Raw genomic sequence first — 19763 nt, forward strand, 5'->3', positions numbered from 1 at the left:
TCTCAGTCTCCGCAATTCTGTACTGTTATCTGTGAATCCATATCATAAAATCCCACAGTATTCTTGTCAGATACTACCGATATACTGCATACATCATACAGGCGGTGATATACATTAAAATCTCCGTTCTCGTATCCGGTGCAGCTAATGGACAGCAGATATTCCCCGCCCTGCAGATTCATGATCTGGGTAAAACTGATAATCTGGCTGTCTCCTTTTTTCTTTGGCTCAATGGTAACTCTCTCATACATGGTGTTGGTTCCGGTGATCTCTGTGCCTTTCAGGTCCTTGATCGTAAAGGTATAGATCGGTGCATTCACATCTTCATGGAAAACAACCTTGTACTTAATCGTGAAAGTACTCATTTTCTCAATGGTATTTCCAGGTACTCCATTCTCATCTTCAATGGTAAAATCTACGATCTGTGCCTGTGATCCGCCATACTCCAGCACATTGGGATTCTGGCTGAAAGGTCGGTCAAAGACACCTTCTTTTTCTACTTTGGCAGCCTTATTTTTGTCACCATCCATCTGTACCAGAACCTTTTTGTACAGGTTAATCATCTCCTTCGGTTTTCCTTCATTCAGAAGAACTCCCTTATTCAAAAGAATGACTCTGTCACAGTAACGACTGATGCTCCCAAGATCATGGCTGACAAAGACAATGGTCTTTCCCATCTTCTTAAACTCTTCAAACTTTCGGTAACACTTTGACTGAAAGAACACATCTCCCACTGAAAGTGCCTCATCCACAATCAGAATCTCCGGATCAATATTAATAGCCACTGCAAACGCAAGACGTACGAACATACCACTGGAATACGTCTTTACCGGCTGGTATACAAAGTCCCCGATATCTGCAAACTGCAGAATATCATCCAGCTTCTGATCGATCTCTTCTCTGGAAAATCCAATCATAGTTCCATTCAGATAGATATTCTCCAGTCCGGTATACTCCATGTTGAATCCAGCTCCCAGTTCCAGGAGAGCTGAGATTCTTCCATCTACCTTTACTTCTCCCTCTGTGGGATTCACTACACCGGTAATGATCTTCAGTACGGTAGACTTACCAGAACCGTTGGTTCCGATAATGCCTACGCATTCCCCTTTCTGAATCTGGAAATTCACATCCCGAAGTGCATAATGTTCCCGCACATTGACTTTCTTTCCCAGTGCTTCCTTCAGACGGTCGGAAGGTTTGTCATATAACTTGTATCGTTTGCTCAGGTGTTCCACCGAAATGGCCACATCATTCATATCTTTTCTACCTCTACAGTACATCTGCAAAATGTACTTTTAATTTTTTAAATAATCTTGTTCCGAACAGGAACAGTACTACTGTCACTGCCCAGAAGTAAATGGTCTGTCCCGGATGCTCCCAGAACCACTGTTTGTCCACCAGGGCATTCCGGTAACCGGATACAATGTAATACATGGGATTCAGCTTCAGGATTCTTGCAACTAATGCATTCTCTGAGATCCCCATATCCACAAAATCCCACATAATCGGGGTCATCCATACTCCGATCTGGAGCAGAATGGTAATCAAATGGGTCAGATCCCTGAAAAATACAACCACAGCACTGGTAATATAGGTCATGGACAGAACCAGCGCAAAAGCACAGATGCTGTAGTACAGAAGCTGTATTGCATAAATATCCGGGAATTTTCCATAGCAGCAAAACAGTACTAATGTAAATGCCACAAAAAATACATGTACAAATACTGCTGAAATCACCTTAATTAACGGCAGGATACTGATCTTAAATACAACCTTCTTTACCAGGTAACTGTATTCAATCAGTGCATTGGTTCCCTGCACCAGCGCATCCTGAAAAAAGAACCACGGCACCAGCCCACACACCAGCCATAGTACAAACGGTACGGCTTTCGGTGCTCCCTGACGTACTACCCCAAAGACAAACCAGTAAACCAGTACAGTAACCACCGGCTGTATAAATGCCCAGATGATTCCCAGATAAGATCCGGCATATTTAGTTTTAAAATCATTCTTCGCCAGTGTCCAGATCAGTTTCCGGTTCTGATACAGTTCCGATGGAATCATAAATAACTGCTTCATAGATTCACCCCTGAATTTCCTTCAGGTAACGGATCAGGGCGTCCTGCCAGGTCGGAAGCGGTGTGAATCCGTTCTTTACCAGCTTGCTCTTATCCAGTCTGCTGTTAAACGGACGTGCTGCCTTAGACATTCCATATTCTTCTGTAGTTACCGGAATTACTTTTGTATCATAACCTGCCTGTCTGTAGATCTCGCAGGTAAAATCATACCAGGAAATATATCCTCCCTCGTTAGTTGCATGATAATAACCGTATTTGTCTGTCTCGATCATATCGACCAGGAGTCTTGCCAGGTCATATGTGTAAGTAGGTGTACCGATCTGATCCTTTACCACTCTCACGGTATCATGAGTCTTTCCCACATTCAGCATGGTCTTAATAAAGTTCTTGCCATTCACACCGAATACCCACGCAATACGTACGATAAAATACTTGTCCAGATTACCGCTGACTGCCAATTCGCCTTCCAGCTTGGTCTGTCCGTATACATTCATTGGTTTGTAATCCTTGCAGTCCGGATCCCACGGGGTCTCTCCCTGTCCATCAAAGACATAGTCTGTGCTGATATATACCATCTTACAGTCCAGCTTCCTGCAGACCAAAGCAATATTTTCTGTTCCGCCTGCATTGACCGCACGTACCTTTGCTACTTTATCATCATCTTCTGCCATATCTACAGCAGTCCATGCTGCACAGTGTACCACTACATCCGGCTGAATCTCTTCCAGAATCTTCTCTACAGCTGCCTTATCTGTAATATCCAGAGATACATAAGCCATCTTCGTCACTGCACTGCCATCCTGAATTCCGGCATATTCAGCAGCCACATCACTTCCAATACCTTCATAGCCTCTTTTTTTCAGTTCATTCATCACATCATGTCCCAGCTGTCCTGCCACACCTGTCACAAATATCTTCATTTTTCTCTCGCCTTTCCAGTTATTTTCTTATTTTTATATTTCACTGTCTATCTTTCTGGAGATGAGATAACGCGGTCTTCCCTTTACCTCCTCATAGATCTTGGAAATATAATATCCAATAATTCCAAGGCTGATCATCAGAATACTTCCGATCAGTAACAGCAATAAAATCACAGTAGTAAATCCCTCTACTGCATTACCTGTAAAGTAATGTATCAGTGTCTGTATTCCCAGAATCACTGCCAGAAAAAACACAAACACGCCTGCTCCTGTTACAAACTGCATCGGTGCGGATGAAAAGGATACGATATTGGTAATTGCATAACGAATCAGTGATTTGGTGGACCATTTGGATTCGCCTTCTTCTCTTTCTCTCACATCGAATTCCACAGAAGTTGTCTTATATCCAATCCACGCAGACAGTGCGCGGAAAAATGCATTACGCTCCGGCATATCCAGAAGTGCATCTACTGCCTTACGGTCCAGCAGCTTAAAGTCAGATGCTCTGGACATGTCAATCCCTACTGCTTTGGAAATCAGTTTATAGAACATTCCCGCACTTGCCTTATGCGCCAGGCTCTCTTTTCCACGGCTGTGTTTCACACCTTCCACCACTTCATATCCCTGTTCCCACAAGCGGTACATCTCTACTAACGTTTCAGGTGGATGCTGCAGATCACAGTCCATCACTACGCAGCAGTCTCCTTTTGTATTTGCCAGTCCTGCCAACATTGCAGATTCTTTTCCAAAGTTCCTGGAAAAATGTACTCCGGCAATATGCGGATCTTTTTGGGCTGTCCGCTCAATCTCTGACCAGGTGCCGTCCTTGGATCCGTCATCTACAAACACAATTTCATATGGTATCTTCTGTTCTTCCAGAATCTGTCCTATCACAATTCCTGCTTTTTCGATCATCTTCTCCTCATTGTATGCCGGAAGAACCACAGACAAAAGCTTCATTTTTTCATAATCTCCTTTCTGGTTTACTCATGTCTCCCCATAACAAGATCCAGAATTCTCTCTGTGGCGTGTCCATCGCAGGAACGCATAAATTTGTATTTGAAATTGATCACCTGCTGACGGTCAAATCTGGTATCCAAATGCTGTATGTAATCCAGCATTTCCTCATTCTCCGTGCAGATCGGACCAGGTGTCATCTCATCATAATTATAATAGAATCCTCTCCAGTCATCATACTCCGCCTTGTCATAAGCAAAGAAAATCATTGGCCGTTCAAACAGCGAATACTCAAATACCAGAGATGAATAATCAGAAATACAAATGTCAGACACACATAACAGATCATCAATTGCCATACTGTCTGTCACATCCATGGCAAACTCTCTGCAGTCTTCCGGTACTTCCGGACGCACTCGTACCAGTGGATGCTGCTTGATCAGCAGAACATATTCCTCCCCCAGTGCTTCTTTAAACATGCGGATATCCAGTTTGTCCGGTGCCTGTCCGTGTGCCACCCTTCCCCTGAAGGTCGGTGCATAAAGGATCACTTTCTTTCCCTGACTCTGTGGCATCTGTCTGTGCAGTTTTTCAAATGCATTTGCAATAAACTTTTCATCAAAAAATACATCTGTCCGGCTGATTCCAGTCGCTTTCAGGATTTCAGGGCGGTCAGAAAGATTCATGGCTTCTTCATAGGCCCATGCCACTTCCGGACTGCTTAAGGTTACATAGGTATAGTTTTTGTAAAACGGATATTTGAGCTGCTGCTCTCTGTTCAGTCCGAAAATCAGATCTGCAGTACTGAAACCAAACTTCTTAAATGCGCCGCATCCGTGCCATGTCTGTGTCACAATGGTCTCCGGACGCATTGGCACACAGCTTAATACATTGGATGCCTCATCTGCAAAAATGTATTTTGCAGTGGCAATATCCTTTACAAATTCCACGCAGTTCCTGTCATACTGTTTCCTGCTGACAAAGGTCAGTCTCAGAAAATGTGTATGGACATCAAAGGTATTCATTGCTGTCACTGCCTTGTACAAAGTCTGAAAGCTGTTCGTCAGCTCTGCCAGTCTCACCTCAAAAAACACTATTTTTTTCTCATCCACCGGCTTTCTGGCATACTTTCTGTATATTCCCGGCAATTTAATCTTCAGCATATAATAGCGGTGCCACTTTCCTGCCAGTGAACGCATTTGCTTCAGAGGTGGTTTCTTTTTTGCGAATCTCCATGCTCGAATCAGAGGCGTTTTTCTTATAAAATCTTTCAAAGTTCCCATTCTAATTTCTCCTTACTCTCTGATCTGTCTATCCATTCCAGATCATAACGGTCTTGCCGATCAGCTTATGAATGTCTGTCTCAAAAGCCTGCGTCATATCTTTGATGGAACGCACTTCGAACGTAGTTCCAACGATATTTTCCAGGTATTCCGGTACATCCGGGTTCTGTCTGTATAGTTCCATCAGACCTTCAAAATCTGCCCTGCCGCTTCTGCTGCTTCCAAAAATATGGAGTCCTTTTTCCAATACCATTCTTGTATTGATCGGTGCCAGATCCTCAGTCACTCCGAGAATGCTGATGGTTCCTTCAGGCTGAATATAATCAATGATCTGATTAATGGCTGCCGGTGAACCATTGCCTCCCACACACTCAAATGCATGATCGATCTGCATGTCTTGTGGAATTTCAGAAATCAGGTACGTCTCATCTGCAAAAGAAAAATCACTGAGCTTATTGGCATTCACTCCGAAAATGCAAACTTTTGTCTCAGGAAGCATTTTCTTCAGAAGAAGGGACGTAATATATCCAAGATTACCATCTCCCCACACCCCGATAGTACGACGTCTCTCATGGGAAAATCTCTGAAATCTGCTGATCGCGTGATAACTTACCGATACAATCTCTGTAAACGCCGCTACAATCTTGTCAATGCCTTCCGGCAGTCTTACCAGACGATCCGGCAGGAGTGCTACATATTCCTGCATAAATCCATCCTTACTGCTGCCACAAAACTTCGTACTGCGAAGATAATTTTCTGCAATAATCTCATCTTTTTCCATCGGATGATTCGGTATCATAACAACCTCTTCTCCGATCTGATAATTTCTTGTCGGGTCATATACCACTTTTCCAATGCCTTCGTGAATTAATGCCATGGGAAGCTTGGACCGCAGTACTGCCTCAGGACGGTTTCCCTGATAATATCTCTGATCTGCATGACAGATGGACAAATGTGTCGGACGTACCAGCACATGTTCCTGATCCAGAGGAATATCCTTGAATACAGCTTCAAACTGCCGTGGCGCTTTCAACTGGTAAACGGTATTCAGCATGATTTTTCCCCTCCCAGAATTGCTTCTGCCACACGCAGATCATGAGGATAAGTAATCTTGATATTGGATACCTCCCCCTGTACCAGATGAACCTTTTCTCCCTTTAACACCAGGATCTTGCAGGCATCCGTCAGAATCTTCTTTTCCTCTGGAGTCAGTGCCTCAAAGACACTTCTTAGCTTACACGCTTTAAAGCTTTGCGGCGTCTGTCCCTGATACATGCAGGAACGATCTGGAATGTTGCTGATCACCTCATGATCTGTACTTTCTACAATAGTGTCCGTTGCCGGAATCACGGTATCGCAGGCTCCGGTCTCTTTTGCGTAACGTATATTCTCTTCCAGAATCCGGTGTGTCACAAATGGCCGGACAGAATCATGCGTTACTATCACAGTCTCTTCATCCAGACCGTACTGTTTTTCAATGTGGCTGATCGCATTCATAATGGTGTCATTTCTGGTGGCACCACCTTCAATTACGTCAATTTTATCTTTTTCACTGATATATTTGCGGATTACATCTTTGGTATAATTCAGCCATGCCTTTGGTGAAAGCACAATGATCCGTTCAAACTGCGGCTGTACCACAAACTTCTCAATTGTATGAATAATAATTGGTTTTTTTCCGACTTCCATGAACTGCTTTGGCTTTTCCACATTTCCCATACGGCTGCCAATGCCGCCTGCCAGAACTACACCATATACATTTGTCTTTTCCATCTCTAATGCCTCCGTTCTGTTACCAGCTCAATCAGCCGGTCTGTTGCGTGCCCATCACAGGCACTCATAAATTTATTGCGAAATGCCCGGATCCTCTCTGGGTCAAATTCTTTTTCTGTCTCTCTGATATACTGTATCACTTCTCCTGTTGTACGCACCACAGGCCCCGGTGTCAGTTCTTCATAATCATAATAAAATCCCCGCCAGTCCCCATATTCTTCCAGATCATATGCAAAAAATACCAATGGACGCTCAAAAAGTGAATATTCAAAGATCAGCGAAGAATAATCGGAAATGCACAGATCACAGGTACATAACAGTTCCTCAATCTCCATAGACTCCGTCACATCCATCGCAAACTTCCTTGCTCCATCTGGGATCTCAGGTCTCTTGCGGATAACCGGATGGTGCTTAATGAGAAGCAAATACTGATCTCCCAGTTCTTCTGCCATCTCCTCCAGATCCAGTGCATCCGGTGCCACTGCCTCACTGACATTGCCACGGAATGTGGGTGCATACAGAAGGACTCTTTTTCCTTCTGCTTCAGGGATCATATCCAGGAGCTTTTGTCTGGCCTTTTTCAGGAATTCCTCCTGAAAAAATACATCTGTTCTGCTGATTCCAATCGGCTGTATCTGTCCGGACCCCGGCTTCAGGCTCATAGCCTCTTCATATGCCCATGCCACTTCCGGACTGGATACCGTCACATAGTCCAGATTCTTATAATAGGGATACTTCTCATAGTCCCGTCTGCTTCCTCCGAAAATCAGTTCTGCCGTACTCATTCCAAACTTCTTAAAGGCACCGCATCCATGCCATAGCTGAGTAATCACAGTCTCCCATCTCGGATGAATACAGCTCACTACTCTGCTGGCATCACACAGGAACACATATTCCGCATCTGCCATATCTTCCAGACACTTCATTGCCAGACGGATAAAAGTCCCTTTATCCACAAAGGACTCTCGAAGACAGTGAATATGAAGTTCCCATCCTCCTTCTGCCTCCAGCCTGTCATACAATACCTGCAGACTGTCTGACAATGTAGGAAGCTGCGATTCCAGAAAAATAGCTTTCTTTTCTTTTAATGGCTTCTTGCTGTTTCTCTTATACTGCCACGGAAACAGTACTTTTAATGTCATATACCGATAGGCTTCTCGAATCAAACTACTCATTCTTCACACACCCCGGCAATCTTTTCCCTAATGTATTCACAGGCTTCTCCCGTCTCCATACATCCCATCATTCGGTGATGTTCTTCAATTCTCCTACGGTTATTCTCAGGATCATAATTCTCTATCAGATGCCACAGTTCTTCCTGTGATTTTGCCATTCTGAATGGCCACTGATGAATATCCACATAAAAACCGGTCTTTTCCAGATATTCATCCAGATCCGGTGTATACAGGAAACAAGGCCTGTACAGGAAGGAATAATCCCAGATATTCGAAGAATAATCCGTAATCATCATGTCTGCTGCTGCCAGAAGTTCCTGCATATCCGGATATGCAGAAGCATTTTTTATCTTCTGTCCTGTTACATGAAGCTTCATGCCTTCTTCCTGATAGCGGTGCGCCCGGTATAAAAATACCCACTTTTCTCCCCTCTGTTCCAACATGCGAATCAGCCAGTCTGCATCCAGTACCACATCCGTACTGCTGTAACGGTAAGTCGGTGCATATAATACAATCTTCGTTTCTTCATCCAGATCGTAAAACTTACGCACTGCCTCCACTGCCGCCGTCAGTTCACCCTTTACCAGAAAATCATTCCTTGGCATGCCGACTTCCATCACTTCTCCATCATAACAGAAAGAACCACGAATCAGTTCCTTCGTGGCAACTTTACATGTGGATATGAATAAATCTATATTGTCTGCACAAAACTTTGCACGGTGACGGGTAGCCCAGTTTGCTCCAGGCTTACTGTTCTCTATCTTCTTATATGCGCCGCCTCCATGCCAGGTATTGATAAAATACTGCTCTTTACGGAATGGGAACCACGGTGCATAAGATCCATTAGATACAATTACTTTTGCGGTCAGCAGCCATCCAAAAGAATCCCAGGTAAAATGCTTAACAAAACGTATCCCCTTTTTTTCAAGGAAACGGTACTTCTCCGGATCACTGACTGCCCAGATGATCTCATATTTCCCCGGATCATTCTTCATCAGATACTCGCAGAGATACATGGGATTTCCTGAATACTCCCAGGAAGTTCCTCCTGTCAGACCTGTGAATACAATACGGTTCTTCTTTATCTTTTTTAAATGAAACGGGAACAGCACAATTCTCATCAGTTCTGAAAATAATGCCTTTCCATAAGTCTTCATGAACTGCCCTCCTAACGAGCTCTCAAATACTTCCAGACCCCATGGACTGCATAACTGCAAAAATACCATGTGGATCTTAATAATCCAAATCCACTGTAACGGTACACTCTGTACGTCATCTTTGCTGATTTCAGCTTATTACCAGACTTCCCGCTGGAACTTAACCTATATTTTAGCAGAGGTTCATTCACTCCGCAAGCCCTTTGGTATTTTCCAAGGATCTGCAGCCACAGGATGTAATCTTCGTGACTGTCCTCATGTTCCATCCGGTATTGCTTTATCACTTCACTTTTCACCACAACCGATGAACAGTTAATACTGTTATGATGCAGAAGCTGTCGATAGGTAATGGTCTCGCTGACCGGAATGACTCTTCCTGTCAGATTCCCTTCCGGTGTCATCAGTTCTCTTGCAGTACAGGAAAGTACTGCATTCTCTTCTTCCATTCTGTGTATCTGTTTCACCAGTTTTTCTTCTGCCCACCAGTCATCTGCATCCAGAAATGCCACATATTTTCCTCTTGCCATGGCAATTCCTTTATTTCTGCTCTCTGCGGCTCCAAGATTCTTTTCGTTTTTTACATAAAGAATCACAGGGTTGTCCGTATAGGATTCCATGACCTGATCCAGTTCATCCGGTGAGCAGTCATTGATCACGATCAGTTCCAGTTCCACCTTCTGTTTTAATACTGAATCAATTGCCCTGGTTATCGTCCCGGCACATCCGTATGCCGGCATAATAACCGATACCATTGGGTCTGTCATAAAAAATCCCTCCGTCACCCTGTGACTTTTCTGATCACTGCCTTTCCTGTTATTCACGTTCCGGTCAGTCCTCTGTCTTTTCTTCTTTTTCCTTATTCTCTTCCGTCGTTGCTGCAGTTACCTGCCAGCTTTCCACTCCTTCTGTATTCTCCTTCTGAAACAGAATCTTAAAAGTCAGCATCAGCAGCTTGATATCCAGTACAAAACTGTACGTTTCAATATAAGTCAGATCCAGCTTTAACTTATCATATGGCGTGGTATTGTATTTGCCATATACCTGTGCATAACCGGTCAGTCCTGCTTTTACTTTGAGACGGTAATTGAATTCCGGGATCTCTTCCAGATACTGTCTGGCAATCTCCGGCCGTTCCGGTCTCGGTCCCACCAGAGACATATCTCCCTTTAGAATATTAAAAATCTGTGGAAGTTCATCAAAGTGTATCTGACGCAGCACTCTTCCCACCGGAGTAATCCGGTCGTCGTCCTTCATGGCAAGACGTGCTCCTTTCTTTTCCGACTGCACTTTCATGCTTCGAAACTTCAGTATCTTGAAAATTTTTCCATCCTGTGTCAGTCTCTCCTGCTTATAAAACACCGGGCCGCCATCATACATCTTAATCAGAATCGCAATTACCAGCATAAACGGTGATGCAATCACCAGTCCCAGCAAAGAAAATACGATGTCCATGGCACGCTTGACAAATGCCTGTTCTGCCGTAAGTCCTCTGTTTCTGGAAAGCATCAGCGTTGTATCAAACAGATGAATATCATCTGCATTTCTCAGAAGAATATCTGAGATCTTCGGAATACTATAACACCGGATATTTTTTTCGAAACAATACTTCAGGAACAGGTTTCTTTCATGCGACGGGATATCCCCCAGAATAATCGCCGGATATTCATCAATCTTAGCCTTAATCTTCTTTTCTCCACAGGAGAGATGTATCATTTCCCGGATATTATACTTGTCTTCCCTGGTGGAGATCTTATGAATCAGGTCTTTTGGGTTATGCTCCCCATAGATTAGCAGCATATCCCTTGGCGGATAGATCTTCACATATATCATCCGCATCAGAATTACCCACAGAATCATAATCACCAGGTCAATTCCTGTCATATACACCAATGGTAAAATATGTGTGGAAAACTTCCATCGTCCAATCAGACTCAGCTGCAGATATGTGATCATATTTACACAGATCACCGACAGGATCTGAGAATACAGCACCTCAAAAACTCTCAGATATCCTACCTTGAATCCACCATAAATCCGATAAAACAGAAAAATCATCAATGCATACTGGCCAATTACCACAAAGTTTCCTTTTCTCCAGAATGTCTTTCCGATAATTGCCTCATCTGCGTAGTGATTGTACCATATATAAGCAAAAATCGCCGTCTCCAGTGCTACGAGCAATGTCGAAGCCAGAAACATTATCAGGCGCTTATACTGTTCTCTCTTTTTCATGCTTCCTACCTTCTGTAAAAGTTTTCGTATCTGTTCTGAACAGTTACCGTTTTTCAAAACATTCTACAACATTTTCTGACAAAATACAACCTCCGCTTTATTCCACCCAGTCCATATCCTTAAAAATAATATAACTTCCCACTCTGCCGATCACCTCAAAGTGATATGTCTGCATGTTCTCCACACGGCTCGCCCCGTCCGGAAGCACAATATAATTGCAGTTTATTCTGCGGCATTTTGCAATCAGCGTTTCGTAATCCAACACCTCATTCTTCAGCGCTTTTACGATATAATTACCGCCTTTTCCAGGCATCCAGTAATCCCCTTTTCTACCATATACCTGATGAATGCCTGCATCATAAACACGAATATAAGGTACCATATCTTCCGGTGCTGCCAGAAGTACCCATTCATCCTCGCTTCCCCTGTTCGCATTGATAATATTACAGATTGCTACCGGAGATTCTGGTATTTTTTCCCAGTTCGTCCGCTTCTCATACGGACACCCATCCAGATAGATAAATTGTCCCAGCATTACCAGAACCGTAAAAAATCCGGCAATGGATACTGCTCTCTGCCACTTTTTCTTCATCCGGCACCAGATCTTAACCGCAGCATAAGCAATGATAATCGGCAGTGGCATCATCCAGAGCATTCTCCAGTAGACCAGCTCTCCCACTGCTCTTGTAATTACCCAGGAAGTCACCGGACAAAAATAAACGAGTGTAAAAATCAGGCTGTAACCGATAAACAGTCTCCGGTGATATTTTTCCTTCTTACTTATAAGAATGTAGATAAGTGCAAGGAACATCAGTATAAAATGAAGTCCTTCGTCATTAAAATCTCTCAGCCAGCTTACTGACATGTTTAATTGATTCATCATCAGATCTGTCATTGCTTTTCCTTTGTCTTTTCCTCTACCATAATTTTAATGCCTTCAGTGCTACATACAGAATACCATACAGGATTCCCGGTACGCACCCTGCCGCCATCTTTGCCACATATCTTCCGTTTTTCTGAAACACACCAAAAAGCAGGGCAAAGATTCCCATCATAACCATCGGCAAAACAATTCCCATGGAGGAAACCAGGCAGCATGCAAACGCCGCCATCACCAGTATTACCGTGTTTCCCTTTTCCCATGGCTTCTGTGCCATACGGTAGCAATGATAAAACAGGAACGGAATCAGAACCGCCGCCAGCGTTGCCTTTCCCTGCCAGATACGTACCAGCAGTACAGATCCCTGATTTCTCATACAATAATAGGAAGTGACATGTACCATGGAAAGGAACACCAGAAACAGCCCGATCATTTTCTCCCGGCTTTCTTTTTTCTCTCCTGCCATACTTTTTTCTGAAAAAAGCAGTCTGCCCATAGATATATATACAAAATATGCCACGATCACCATCACCGGCGCCATAATTGTATGATCCAGTGTGGATGGGTGCACACCCAGACACTGACTGAAAAATGCCTGCAGCATTGAAAATGGTGACAGGCAGTACCTCAGATTAAATCCGGTTACTGCTCTTCCCGTATACGGCGAAAAACGATACATCGTGTCCGTCTCAATTGCCGTAGTTGCCACGGCCACATAATAAGCATCATCCAGATTCGTTACCATATACTGTACATAATAATATGCCTGCACCAGTACGGCTGCCACCGCTGCATATACAGTCCAGGCATGATGCGTCAGATTCCGAAATAACTCCCATATCATTCCGACAAACCATTTTCCGCCCTTCAGGAATCCCAGTATTGAAGTTATCATATATATTGCTGCCAAAATCCTGCAGAAAGTTGAAAAATGTATTTCCAGAAATATCATAGGAATGGCTATGATCTGACAGATGGCAAACATCAGCAAATATCCGGTTATGATGCATTCTGCCAGCCTGTCATCATGTCTCTTCCAGAATGAAAGCACCAGTGTTCCGGCAAGGCTGGGTACCACGCCAAACCAAAGTATAATTCCAATTATCATTTTCCACATATTTTATCCTCAGGACTTCTTTCGTTTTCATTTTTACAGAATTTCTTTTTTCTATTCTATCGTAAGCGCTCTTTTTTATCAAGTTAAACAACTGTTTTTCCCTTTCCATCTTGTGGAAGTTTCCGCCAGATGTTATACTTAAAGAAAACTAAATATCTATTTTCAAAAGGAGGAGTCTATGCAAATGAAAAACAAGCACAAGATCTTATCTGTTTTCCTGTTTCTCTGCCTGATTTTCTCAATGTCCGCTCTGGTATCGGCAAAATGGCAGACGACCAGCGATGGATCAAAATATTACACTGTAAACGGGAAAAAAGTTACTGGTCTGAAGACCATCAACCGCAAGAAATACCTGTTTAATGCTAAAGGAAATCTAGTCACCGACGGTGTTTATTCCTACAAAGGAAAATTATATGTCTGCCAGAAGGATGGTTCTATCCTTACTTCCTGGGGCAAATACAAAGGTAAGAATTATTATCCGTCTTCTACCGGTGCTCTGCGAACCGGACTGTGTAACTACAAGAACAGCCTTTACTACTTTAACACCAAGAATGGCGCCATGGTGAAAAAAGCCTGGCAGCGAGTTGGAAAGAAATATTATTATTTTTCTTCCACAGGTAAGGCATATCGGAACGGCATTAAAACGATCGGCAAGAAAAGCTATCTGTTTGGTCCAAAAGGCGTCCGTCAGAGCGGATTGAAAAAAATCAATAATCATATTTACCTGTTTTCTTCCAAAACCGGCGAAATGCAGCTGGGTACGGTAAAATACAAGGGACATTATTATTACTTCAGCCGCAATACAGGACGTGCCTACACGAACCAGTGGCGCTATATGAAATATAGCGACGGTAACCATTACTACTACGATTACCAGGGACACCGCCAGACCGGATGGCTGGTTCTCGGATCCAAAAAGTACTATCTGGATCCTGCCAAAGACGGTGCAAGGACCTACGGAACCAAGCGAATCAACGGCAAAACCTATAATTTTGGTACAAAAGGATATGTTTCCTACGCACCTTCTTCCAACAATATCGTTGTGAAGGTAAATCGTAAAGCATGTGTCGTTACTGTCTATGACAACAATATTCCAATCAAGGCAATGACCTGCTCCGTAGGAAGAAAAGGAAACGAAACGCCAACCGGTTCCTTTGTCGTTCAGGATCATCATGCCTGGTGGTATCTGGACGGTCCTTCCCTTGGACAGTACTGTAGTCATTTTCTTTCTGAGTATCTGTTCCATTCTGTACCAATGCATGGCTCACCGCTGAACCGTAACCCTTACAAGGTTTCATCCAGTGACTTTAATAAGCTGGGGCAGCCGGCATCAGGTGGATGCATCCGTCTCTGTATTGCAGATGCAAAATGGATCTATTACAATGTTCCTGTTGGTTCTACTGTCATCATCAGTGACCATGAAGCAACACCGCTTGGTAAACCTAAGATGGTAAAAATGCCTAAGAATACCGTTGGAGCTGATCCAACCGATGATTTCAAGAATCCTGCCGGATATGATGTAAACATCCGAAAATAAGCAAAAGAATGGGGATGAAACACAATTCGTTTCATCCCCACTTTTTCTGCCTTTTCACTGTTCTCCCAGTCCGCTCTCAATGAGCTTTCCCAGATTCTCCAAAGCTTCTTCCTCATCTTCTCCGTCACAGGTCAGTGTAATATCATCTTCACACTTCACACAGGCACTCAGGATATTTAATACACTCTTGGCATTCGTTGTCGTATTTCCAAATGTCAGTGTTATGGATGACTTGTACTTAATTGCCTCCGTGCACAACGCCGCGGATGGCTTCAGATGCAGCCCCGCCAGATTCTTAATAGTAAATGTTCTGCTCACCATATGCTAGTCCTCCGTATTTGCTTCTACTTCTGTCGTATTGTCCTGTTCTTCGATATTAACTACAATTGTCACTTCATTTACCAGCTCATATCCTTCCGGAAGTGTAATCTCCACCGGTAATGTATAACTTCCGTTTATCTCGCAGTTCTTCAGATCTATCTCTGCCGTGATTTCTTCCAGCGTCATATTAATTTCACCATTTTCATTTGAGTCAGTCGTTTTTACGCTGACCGAAATTGCATCTGCAGGTGAAAAAATCAGTTTTTTATCATCTGGAGTATTATGCATGATAATATCTGAAATCGGCATCTGAAAAGTCTTGCTTCCCACCTCGTCAATTCCCACATACACCGTAATTGCAGAAGAGATATCTGATTCCAGGCGCACATTGTCATACTGACTCAATGTATCATTCACATCTACTGTATAATTCTGTGACTTTGATAAGCCATCCACTGAAATATTATCATTCAGTGTCAGTGCCCCACCCAGCTCATTGATTCCTTCCTTCGATGCGACCAGATTAATCGTCTGAGGAGAAAGCGTTATAGATGATACCTTAAATCCCGCCATCACTTCACCTGATACATTTACTTTCAATGGAATATCATTGTATACCTTCCAGATCTCTGTACGTACTTCTGCTGAATTGTTCTGCAAGCTCACTCCGTCACTGTTCTTCAGTTCCAGATTGCTCATCTGACTATCCGTCAGCGTAGCACCGTTTTTATCCTCAATACGGATCGGATAAAAATTCGTGGAATCCGTATTCATATTGGTAATATCCACAGATATCGTCACTTTTCCGATGATATTGATCAATGACTGTGGTCCTGCAATCCGGATAGTATCTCCACTCACAATCGTGGTTTTTCCAAGTTCATAACCTTTATCTGTTTTTCCTGTGGTCACAACAGCCACTCCGAAATTCTGTTCCACCTTGTCTTCCATATTAATCTTCAGCGAAGATGGAATAATACGGATATCCTCCTGGTGAATCCGGGGATCCTCACAGGAAATCTCCAGTGGTACCGTTCCCAGTGCTTCATTATAATTCTCCATATCAGCTTTTACCGTAAAACTTCCGGAATTCAAAGCTGCACGTACCGTTTTTCTTGCAGTCACATACACATTAATTTTATCTACACCATCAACTACCGTAAATGTCTTATTCGCATTCGTCACAGTATCCTGATTCTTAATGGTGATCGGAACATTCTTGTAAACCTGCGTACTTTCCGGATCATTCGTATTCGTCACTACCAGCCAGATCAGACAGGAAACCAGAAGAGACAAAACTTTCAGACCCAGATTATTTGCCCACTTATGCTTCATCTGTCTCTTTTCCCTTCTTTCTTAAAATTCCTACGCCCGGAATTCCTTTCTTTGCAGCCGGAACTTTATTCTGTAATGCTACAAGACAGGCTCTCAATTCCTCTTTCTTCACGTTATGACGCAGTCTGCCACGCTGGGCAATGGACACTCTTCCTGTCTCTTCTGACACAATAATGGTCACAGAATCCGTCACTTCACTGATTCCCACCCCGGCTCTGTGCCTGGTTCCAAGGGCTTTGCTCAGGGACAGATTCTCAGACAGAGGCAGATAACAGGTTGCTGACCGTATCTTGTCTCCCTTAATAATAACCGCACCATCATGAAGCGGTGTATTATGTTCAAAAATATTTATCAAAAGCTGGCTGGTCACAATGGCATCCAGATCAATTCCGGTTCGTTCATATTCTTCCAGTGTCTCATTCTGTTCCAGCACAATTAATGCACCTGTCCTGGCTTTTGCCATCTCCAGCGTTGCACGAATCACCTCATTGACTGTTTTATCACTGCAGCGCTGTTCCACATCTTTTTCATTGCCGCCGCCAAAAATGTTAACCAGAAACATCTTTTCTCCAAGAATCTCCAAAGCTTTCCTGAGCTCTGGCTGGAAAATAATAATGGCCGTTATAATCGCAATATTGAGCCCCTTATTAATAATGAAAATCAGTGTATCCATATGGAACAGATATACCAGCGCCACAAAAAATCCAAGAAAAATAATACCTTTCAACAGCGTCCATGCTCTGGTATTTTTGATCCAGATTAAGATTGTATACACCAGAAAAGATAACAGAATAATTTCGATAATATCTATAATTCCTATCGGTATTCTGAACATATACAGACCTGGTATATATTGTATAAACCACATCTTAATTGTCTGCATCCCTATCTCCTTTCTGATCTTCTGCTCCGCTTCCTGCGATAGACCTTGCGCTTCGGAACTGCTTTTACATAATAAAAATAATCATCATCTTCAAACCGTACATTCTCAGTACGACGATAATCCAGACTGAACAGAAACGCCTGAGCAGTCATTGCAGTCACCGCTGCAAGTGCCACATCCAGAATCACTGTCAATGCCGGAACTGGTATCTGCAAAACCACTCCGCTGATGCAGCGAATTCCCACATATATCAACAGCCCCGTTCCCGCTGCCACCATCCATGCATATTTGACTGCCATTCTGTGCATCAGCCAGACGATCCACAATAATATTGTCAGTGCTGCTGCCATCACTGCCATCTCCCGGTTACTGATGACAGAATTCATCAATTCAGTCATCTTCTGCACCATTGCTTCTGCTGCATCCACTGCCTGAGACTCCAGTGTTCCCCCCATCCGGTTGGTAGTCTCTACCAGATACCAGGTAAATACTCCAAAAATCACACCAACAGCTGACAACGGTCCTCCTACCAGTCCAAACAGTACTGCAGCCGCAGACGGTATCCCCATCCGCATGGTAATTGCTGTAAGAATCAATGGTACTGCTGAGTGTGGCGCTATGCTGAAATACAGAAGCATTCCCACAATCAACATTCCTCCGCCTGCAATTGCTGCTTCTAATGAGATTCCGTAAAAATGCACCAGAATCATTCCTGCACCTATCATAACCGTACTGTTCGATGGTAAAAATGCACATACCAGCGCCAGTGCACCTACTACTACCGGCTTACACAAAAAAGATATCTGTCCCAGTGATGCATTAATCATGGCAAAGGCACATAATGCCATGCAAAACTTTGACAATATTCGTATTACGGTATCATGTTCTCCATAAAACCTGCTTATACGATCTCTTACCTTCAGTAACAGCCACATGTTGTTCCCCTTTTCTAGTTCTGTTTTCTTCTGTCTTCTTTTGCGTACTCATTCTCCAGCTTCGTCAGCATCTCCCGGTATTCATCCAGATCCTTCAATGCTCTTACATAACGTACGCTTTGTATGCTGTATGTCAGCACAAGAAATGCACACAGCCAGACAGCATATAAAAACAATATCTGTTTTCCGAATGCCCAGATATCTATTTTTGATATGTCCAGCAACAGTGTCTCTGCATGATACATCCCCCAGCCAGCCAGTATACACAGAAAAGCTGCCGTCACTCTCAGTCCGTTCCTGATCATATGCCTTCCTATATAATCACTCCTGAAAAACGTCCGTACGCCGTTTAACTGTTCCTTATGATGTTCTTCAAAAATAGCCAGTCTGGTCATCAGATAAATTCTCTTCTCATTCATATGTATACCCTCTTTTTCTTTTTTCAGTATACCATATCCCCATGTCCAATACAAATTGCTGTGAAAAAAATCTCATAAATTCCACATGCTCTCAGTGCAGATGCCGCTGCATCTACTGTGCTTCCCGTTGTATACACATCATCGACCAGCAGTACTCTCTCATACTGCCTGTCACTCTCCGCCACGAAAGCTTCCTGTAGATTTCTTCTTCTCTCGGTGCGGTCCAGTTCCTTCTGAGCGCCTGTATCTTTTCTTTTTCGCAGGATATCTGTATCTACCGGAAGCTTCCAGTATTCCCCCAATAACTTTGCCAGAATCTCTGCCTGATTGTATCCGCGTACCTTCTGTTTTTTGGGATACATGGGGATGGGAATCAGCACTTCCGGTTGCCACAGTGCAATCTTATTTTCTCCATATCTGGCAAGAAGTTCTGCAAAAGTTTCCAGATATTCCCGCTTATTATTATACTTTATCTTATGAATGGCTTCTTTTACTTTTCCTTCGTACAACAGCATGGCGCATCCCTGTGTATAGCTGTGATGTCCTTTCAGACAATCCGGACAGTACTCCTGTTCCGGTGAGTCCACCGGTTTACCGCACTGATAACAGTAAGGCTGCCTTACTACTTTCAACTGCACACCGCAGTCCATGCAGATTCCCTGCGCAATTTCTCCACAAATGGGACATCTGGTCGGATACAGCAGCTTTGCTGCTCCCTTTGCCAGCTTCTTTTCTCTGTCCTGCCATTCTATTTTTCTGAT

Annotated in this window: 20 protein-coding genes; 1 reads left to right on the top strand and 19 read right to left on the bottom strand. The window is 43.4% G+C overall.

What is annotated here, in order from left to right; genetic code table 11:
- Positions 1–2 precede the first annotated feature (2 nt).
- From H8716_RS00475 to H8716_RS00535, 13 genes are all read right to left on the bottom strand, one after another.
- A complete protein-coding gene (locus tag H8716_RS00475; RefSeq protein WP_249306420.1) occupies positions 3–1256 on the bottom strand; it encodes an ABC transporter ATP-binding protein in 1254 nt (417 codons plus the stop codon).
- Positions 1257–1269: 13 nt separating this feature from the next.
- Positions 1270–2079 carry an ABC transporter permease gene (locus H8716_RS00480; protein WP_249306422.1) on the bottom strand — a complete coding sequence of 270 codons (810 nt, stop codon included), beginning with the start codon at positions 2077–2079 and terminating at the stop codon, positions 1270–1272.
- 4 nt (positions 2080–2083) lie between these two features.
- Entirely contained in the window at positions 2084–2998 is a 915-nt protein-coding gene (rfbD, locus tag H8716_RS00485; protein WP_249306424.1) for a dTDP-4-dehydrorhamnose reductase, read from the bottom strand.
- Positions 2999–3031: 33 nt separating this feature from the next.
- The gene (locus H8716_RS00490) at positions 3032–3958 is read right to left on the bottom strand and encodes a glycosyltransferase family 2 protein (RefSeq protein ID WP_249306425.1); all 927 of its coding nucleotides are present in this window, start codon (positions 3956–3958) and stop codon (positions 3032–3034) included.
- A 23-nt stretch (positions 3959–3981) separates the two neighbouring features.
- A complete protein-coding gene (locus H8716_RS00495) occupies positions 3982–5238 on the bottom strand; it encodes a CDP-glycerol glycerophosphotransferase family protein (RefSeq protein WP_249306427.1) in 1257 nt (418 codons plus the stop codon).
- Between the two features lie 28 nt (positions 5239–5266).
- Complete coding sequence (locus tag H8716_RS00500; protein WP_249306428.1) at positions 5267–6292, bottom strand: ribitol-5-phosphate dehydrogenase; 1026 nt, start codon at positions 6290–6292, stop codon at positions 5267–5269.
- Positions 6286–7011, bottom strand: a complete 726-nt coding sequence (locus H8716_RS00505; protein ID WP_249306430.1) for an IspD/TarI family cytidylyltransferase — start codon at positions 7009–7011, stop codon at positions 6286–6288. Before H8716_RS00505 ends, H8716_RS00500 begins: the two co-directional genes overlap by 7 nt.
- A 2-nt stretch (positions 7012–7013) precedes the next feature.
- Complete coding sequence (locus H8716_RS00510; protein ID WP_249306432.1) at positions 7014–8186, bottom strand: CDP-glycerol glycerophosphotransferase family protein; 1173 nt, start codon at positions 8184–8186, stop codon at positions 7014–7016.
- Positions 8183–9343 carry a CDP-glycerol glycerophosphotransferase family protein gene (locus tag H8716_RS00515; RefSeq protein ID WP_249306435.1) on the bottom strand — a complete coding sequence of 387 codons (1161 nt, stop codon included), beginning with the start codon at positions 9341–9343 and terminating at the stop codon, positions 8183–8185. The genes H8716_RS00510 and H8716_RS00515 overlap by 4 nt, the downstream gene beginning before the upstream one ends.
- Positions 9344–9354: 11 nt before the next feature.
- Positions 9355–10107, bottom strand: a complete 753-nt coding sequence (locus H8716_RS00520; protein WP_249306436.1) for a glycosyltransferase family 2 protein — start codon at positions 10105–10107, stop codon at positions 9355–9357.
- 64 nt (positions 10108–10171) lie between these two features.
- Complete coding sequence (locus tag H8716_RS00525; protein ID WP_249306438.1) at positions 10172–11575, bottom strand: sugar transferase; 1404 nt, start codon at positions 11573–11575, stop codon at positions 10172–10174.
- A 97-nt stretch (positions 11576–11672) separates the two neighbouring features.
- Positions 11673–12470: a hypothetical protein gene (locus H8716_RS00530; protein WP_249306439.1), complete on the bottom strand. Its 798-nt coding sequence runs from the start codon at positions 12468–12470 to the stop codon at positions 11673–11675.
- 22 nt (positions 12471–12492) lie between these two features.
- On the bottom strand, positions 12493–13572 hold the full coding sequence (locus H8716_RS00535; RefSeq protein WP_249306440.1) for a DUF6077 domain-containing protein: 1080 nt from the start codon (positions 13570–13572) through the stop codon (positions 12493–12495).
- Between the two features lie 184 nt (positions 13573–13756).
- On the opposite strand from H8716_RS00535, the gene H8716_RS00540 reads away from it, so the two are divergent.
- Positions 13757–15109 carry a L,D-transpeptidase family protein gene (locus tag H8716_RS00540; protein ID WP_249306442.1) on the top strand — a complete coding sequence of 451 codons (1353 nt, stop codon included), beginning with the start codon at positions 13757–13759 and terminating at the stop codon, positions 15107–15109.
- A 54-nt stretch (positions 15110–15163) separates the two neighbouring features.
- On the opposite strand, the gene H8716_RS00545 is transcribed toward H8716_RS00540, so the two are convergent.
- From H8716_RS00545 to H8716_RS00570, 6 genes are read right to left on the bottom strand one after another with little or no spacing between them, the layout of a single operon-like run.
- Positions 15164–15430, bottom strand: coding sequence for an HPr family phosphocarrier protein (locus tag H8716_RS00545; RefSeq protein WP_249306444.1), 267 nt, complete (start codon positions 15428–15430; stop codon positions 15164–15166).
- Between the two features lie 3 nt (positions 15431–15433).
- On the bottom strand, positions 15434–16765 hold the full coding sequence (locus H8716_RS00550; RefSeq protein WP_249306446.1) for a CdaR family protein: 1332 nt from the start codon (positions 16763–16765) through the stop codon (positions 15434–15436).
- Complete coding sequence (cdaA, locus tag H8716_RS00555) at positions 16755–17648, bottom strand: diadenylate cyclase CdaA (protein WP_249306447.1); 894 nt, start codon at positions 17646–17648, stop codon at positions 16755–16757. Before cdaA ends, H8716_RS00550 begins: the two co-directional genes overlap by 11 nt.
- A gap of 2 nt (positions 17649–17650) precedes the next feature.
- Positions 17651–18583 (bottom strand): hypothetical protein, encoded by a 933-nt coding sequence (locus H8716_RS00560; protein ID WP_249306450.1) that lies wholly within the window; start codon positions 18581–18583, stop codon positions 17651–17653.
- A gap of 14 nt (positions 18584–18597) precedes the next feature.
- Positions 18598–19002, bottom strand: a complete 405-nt coding sequence (locus H8716_RS00565; protein ID WP_249306451.1) for a hypothetical protein — start codon at positions 19000–19002, stop codon at positions 18598–18600.
- A 23-nt stretch (positions 19003–19025) separates the two neighbouring features.
- Positions 19026–19763: a ComF family protein gene (locus H8716_RS00570; RefSeq protein ID WP_330606440.1), complete on the bottom strand. Its 738-nt coding sequence runs from the start codon at positions 19761–19763 to the stop codon at positions 19026–19028.

Origin of the sequence: Jingyaoa shaoxingensis (assembly GCF_014385005.1) — a bacterium.
Lineage (GTDB): Bacteria > Bacillota > Clostridia > Lachnospirales > Lachnospiraceae > Marvinbryantia > Marvinbryantia shaoxingensis.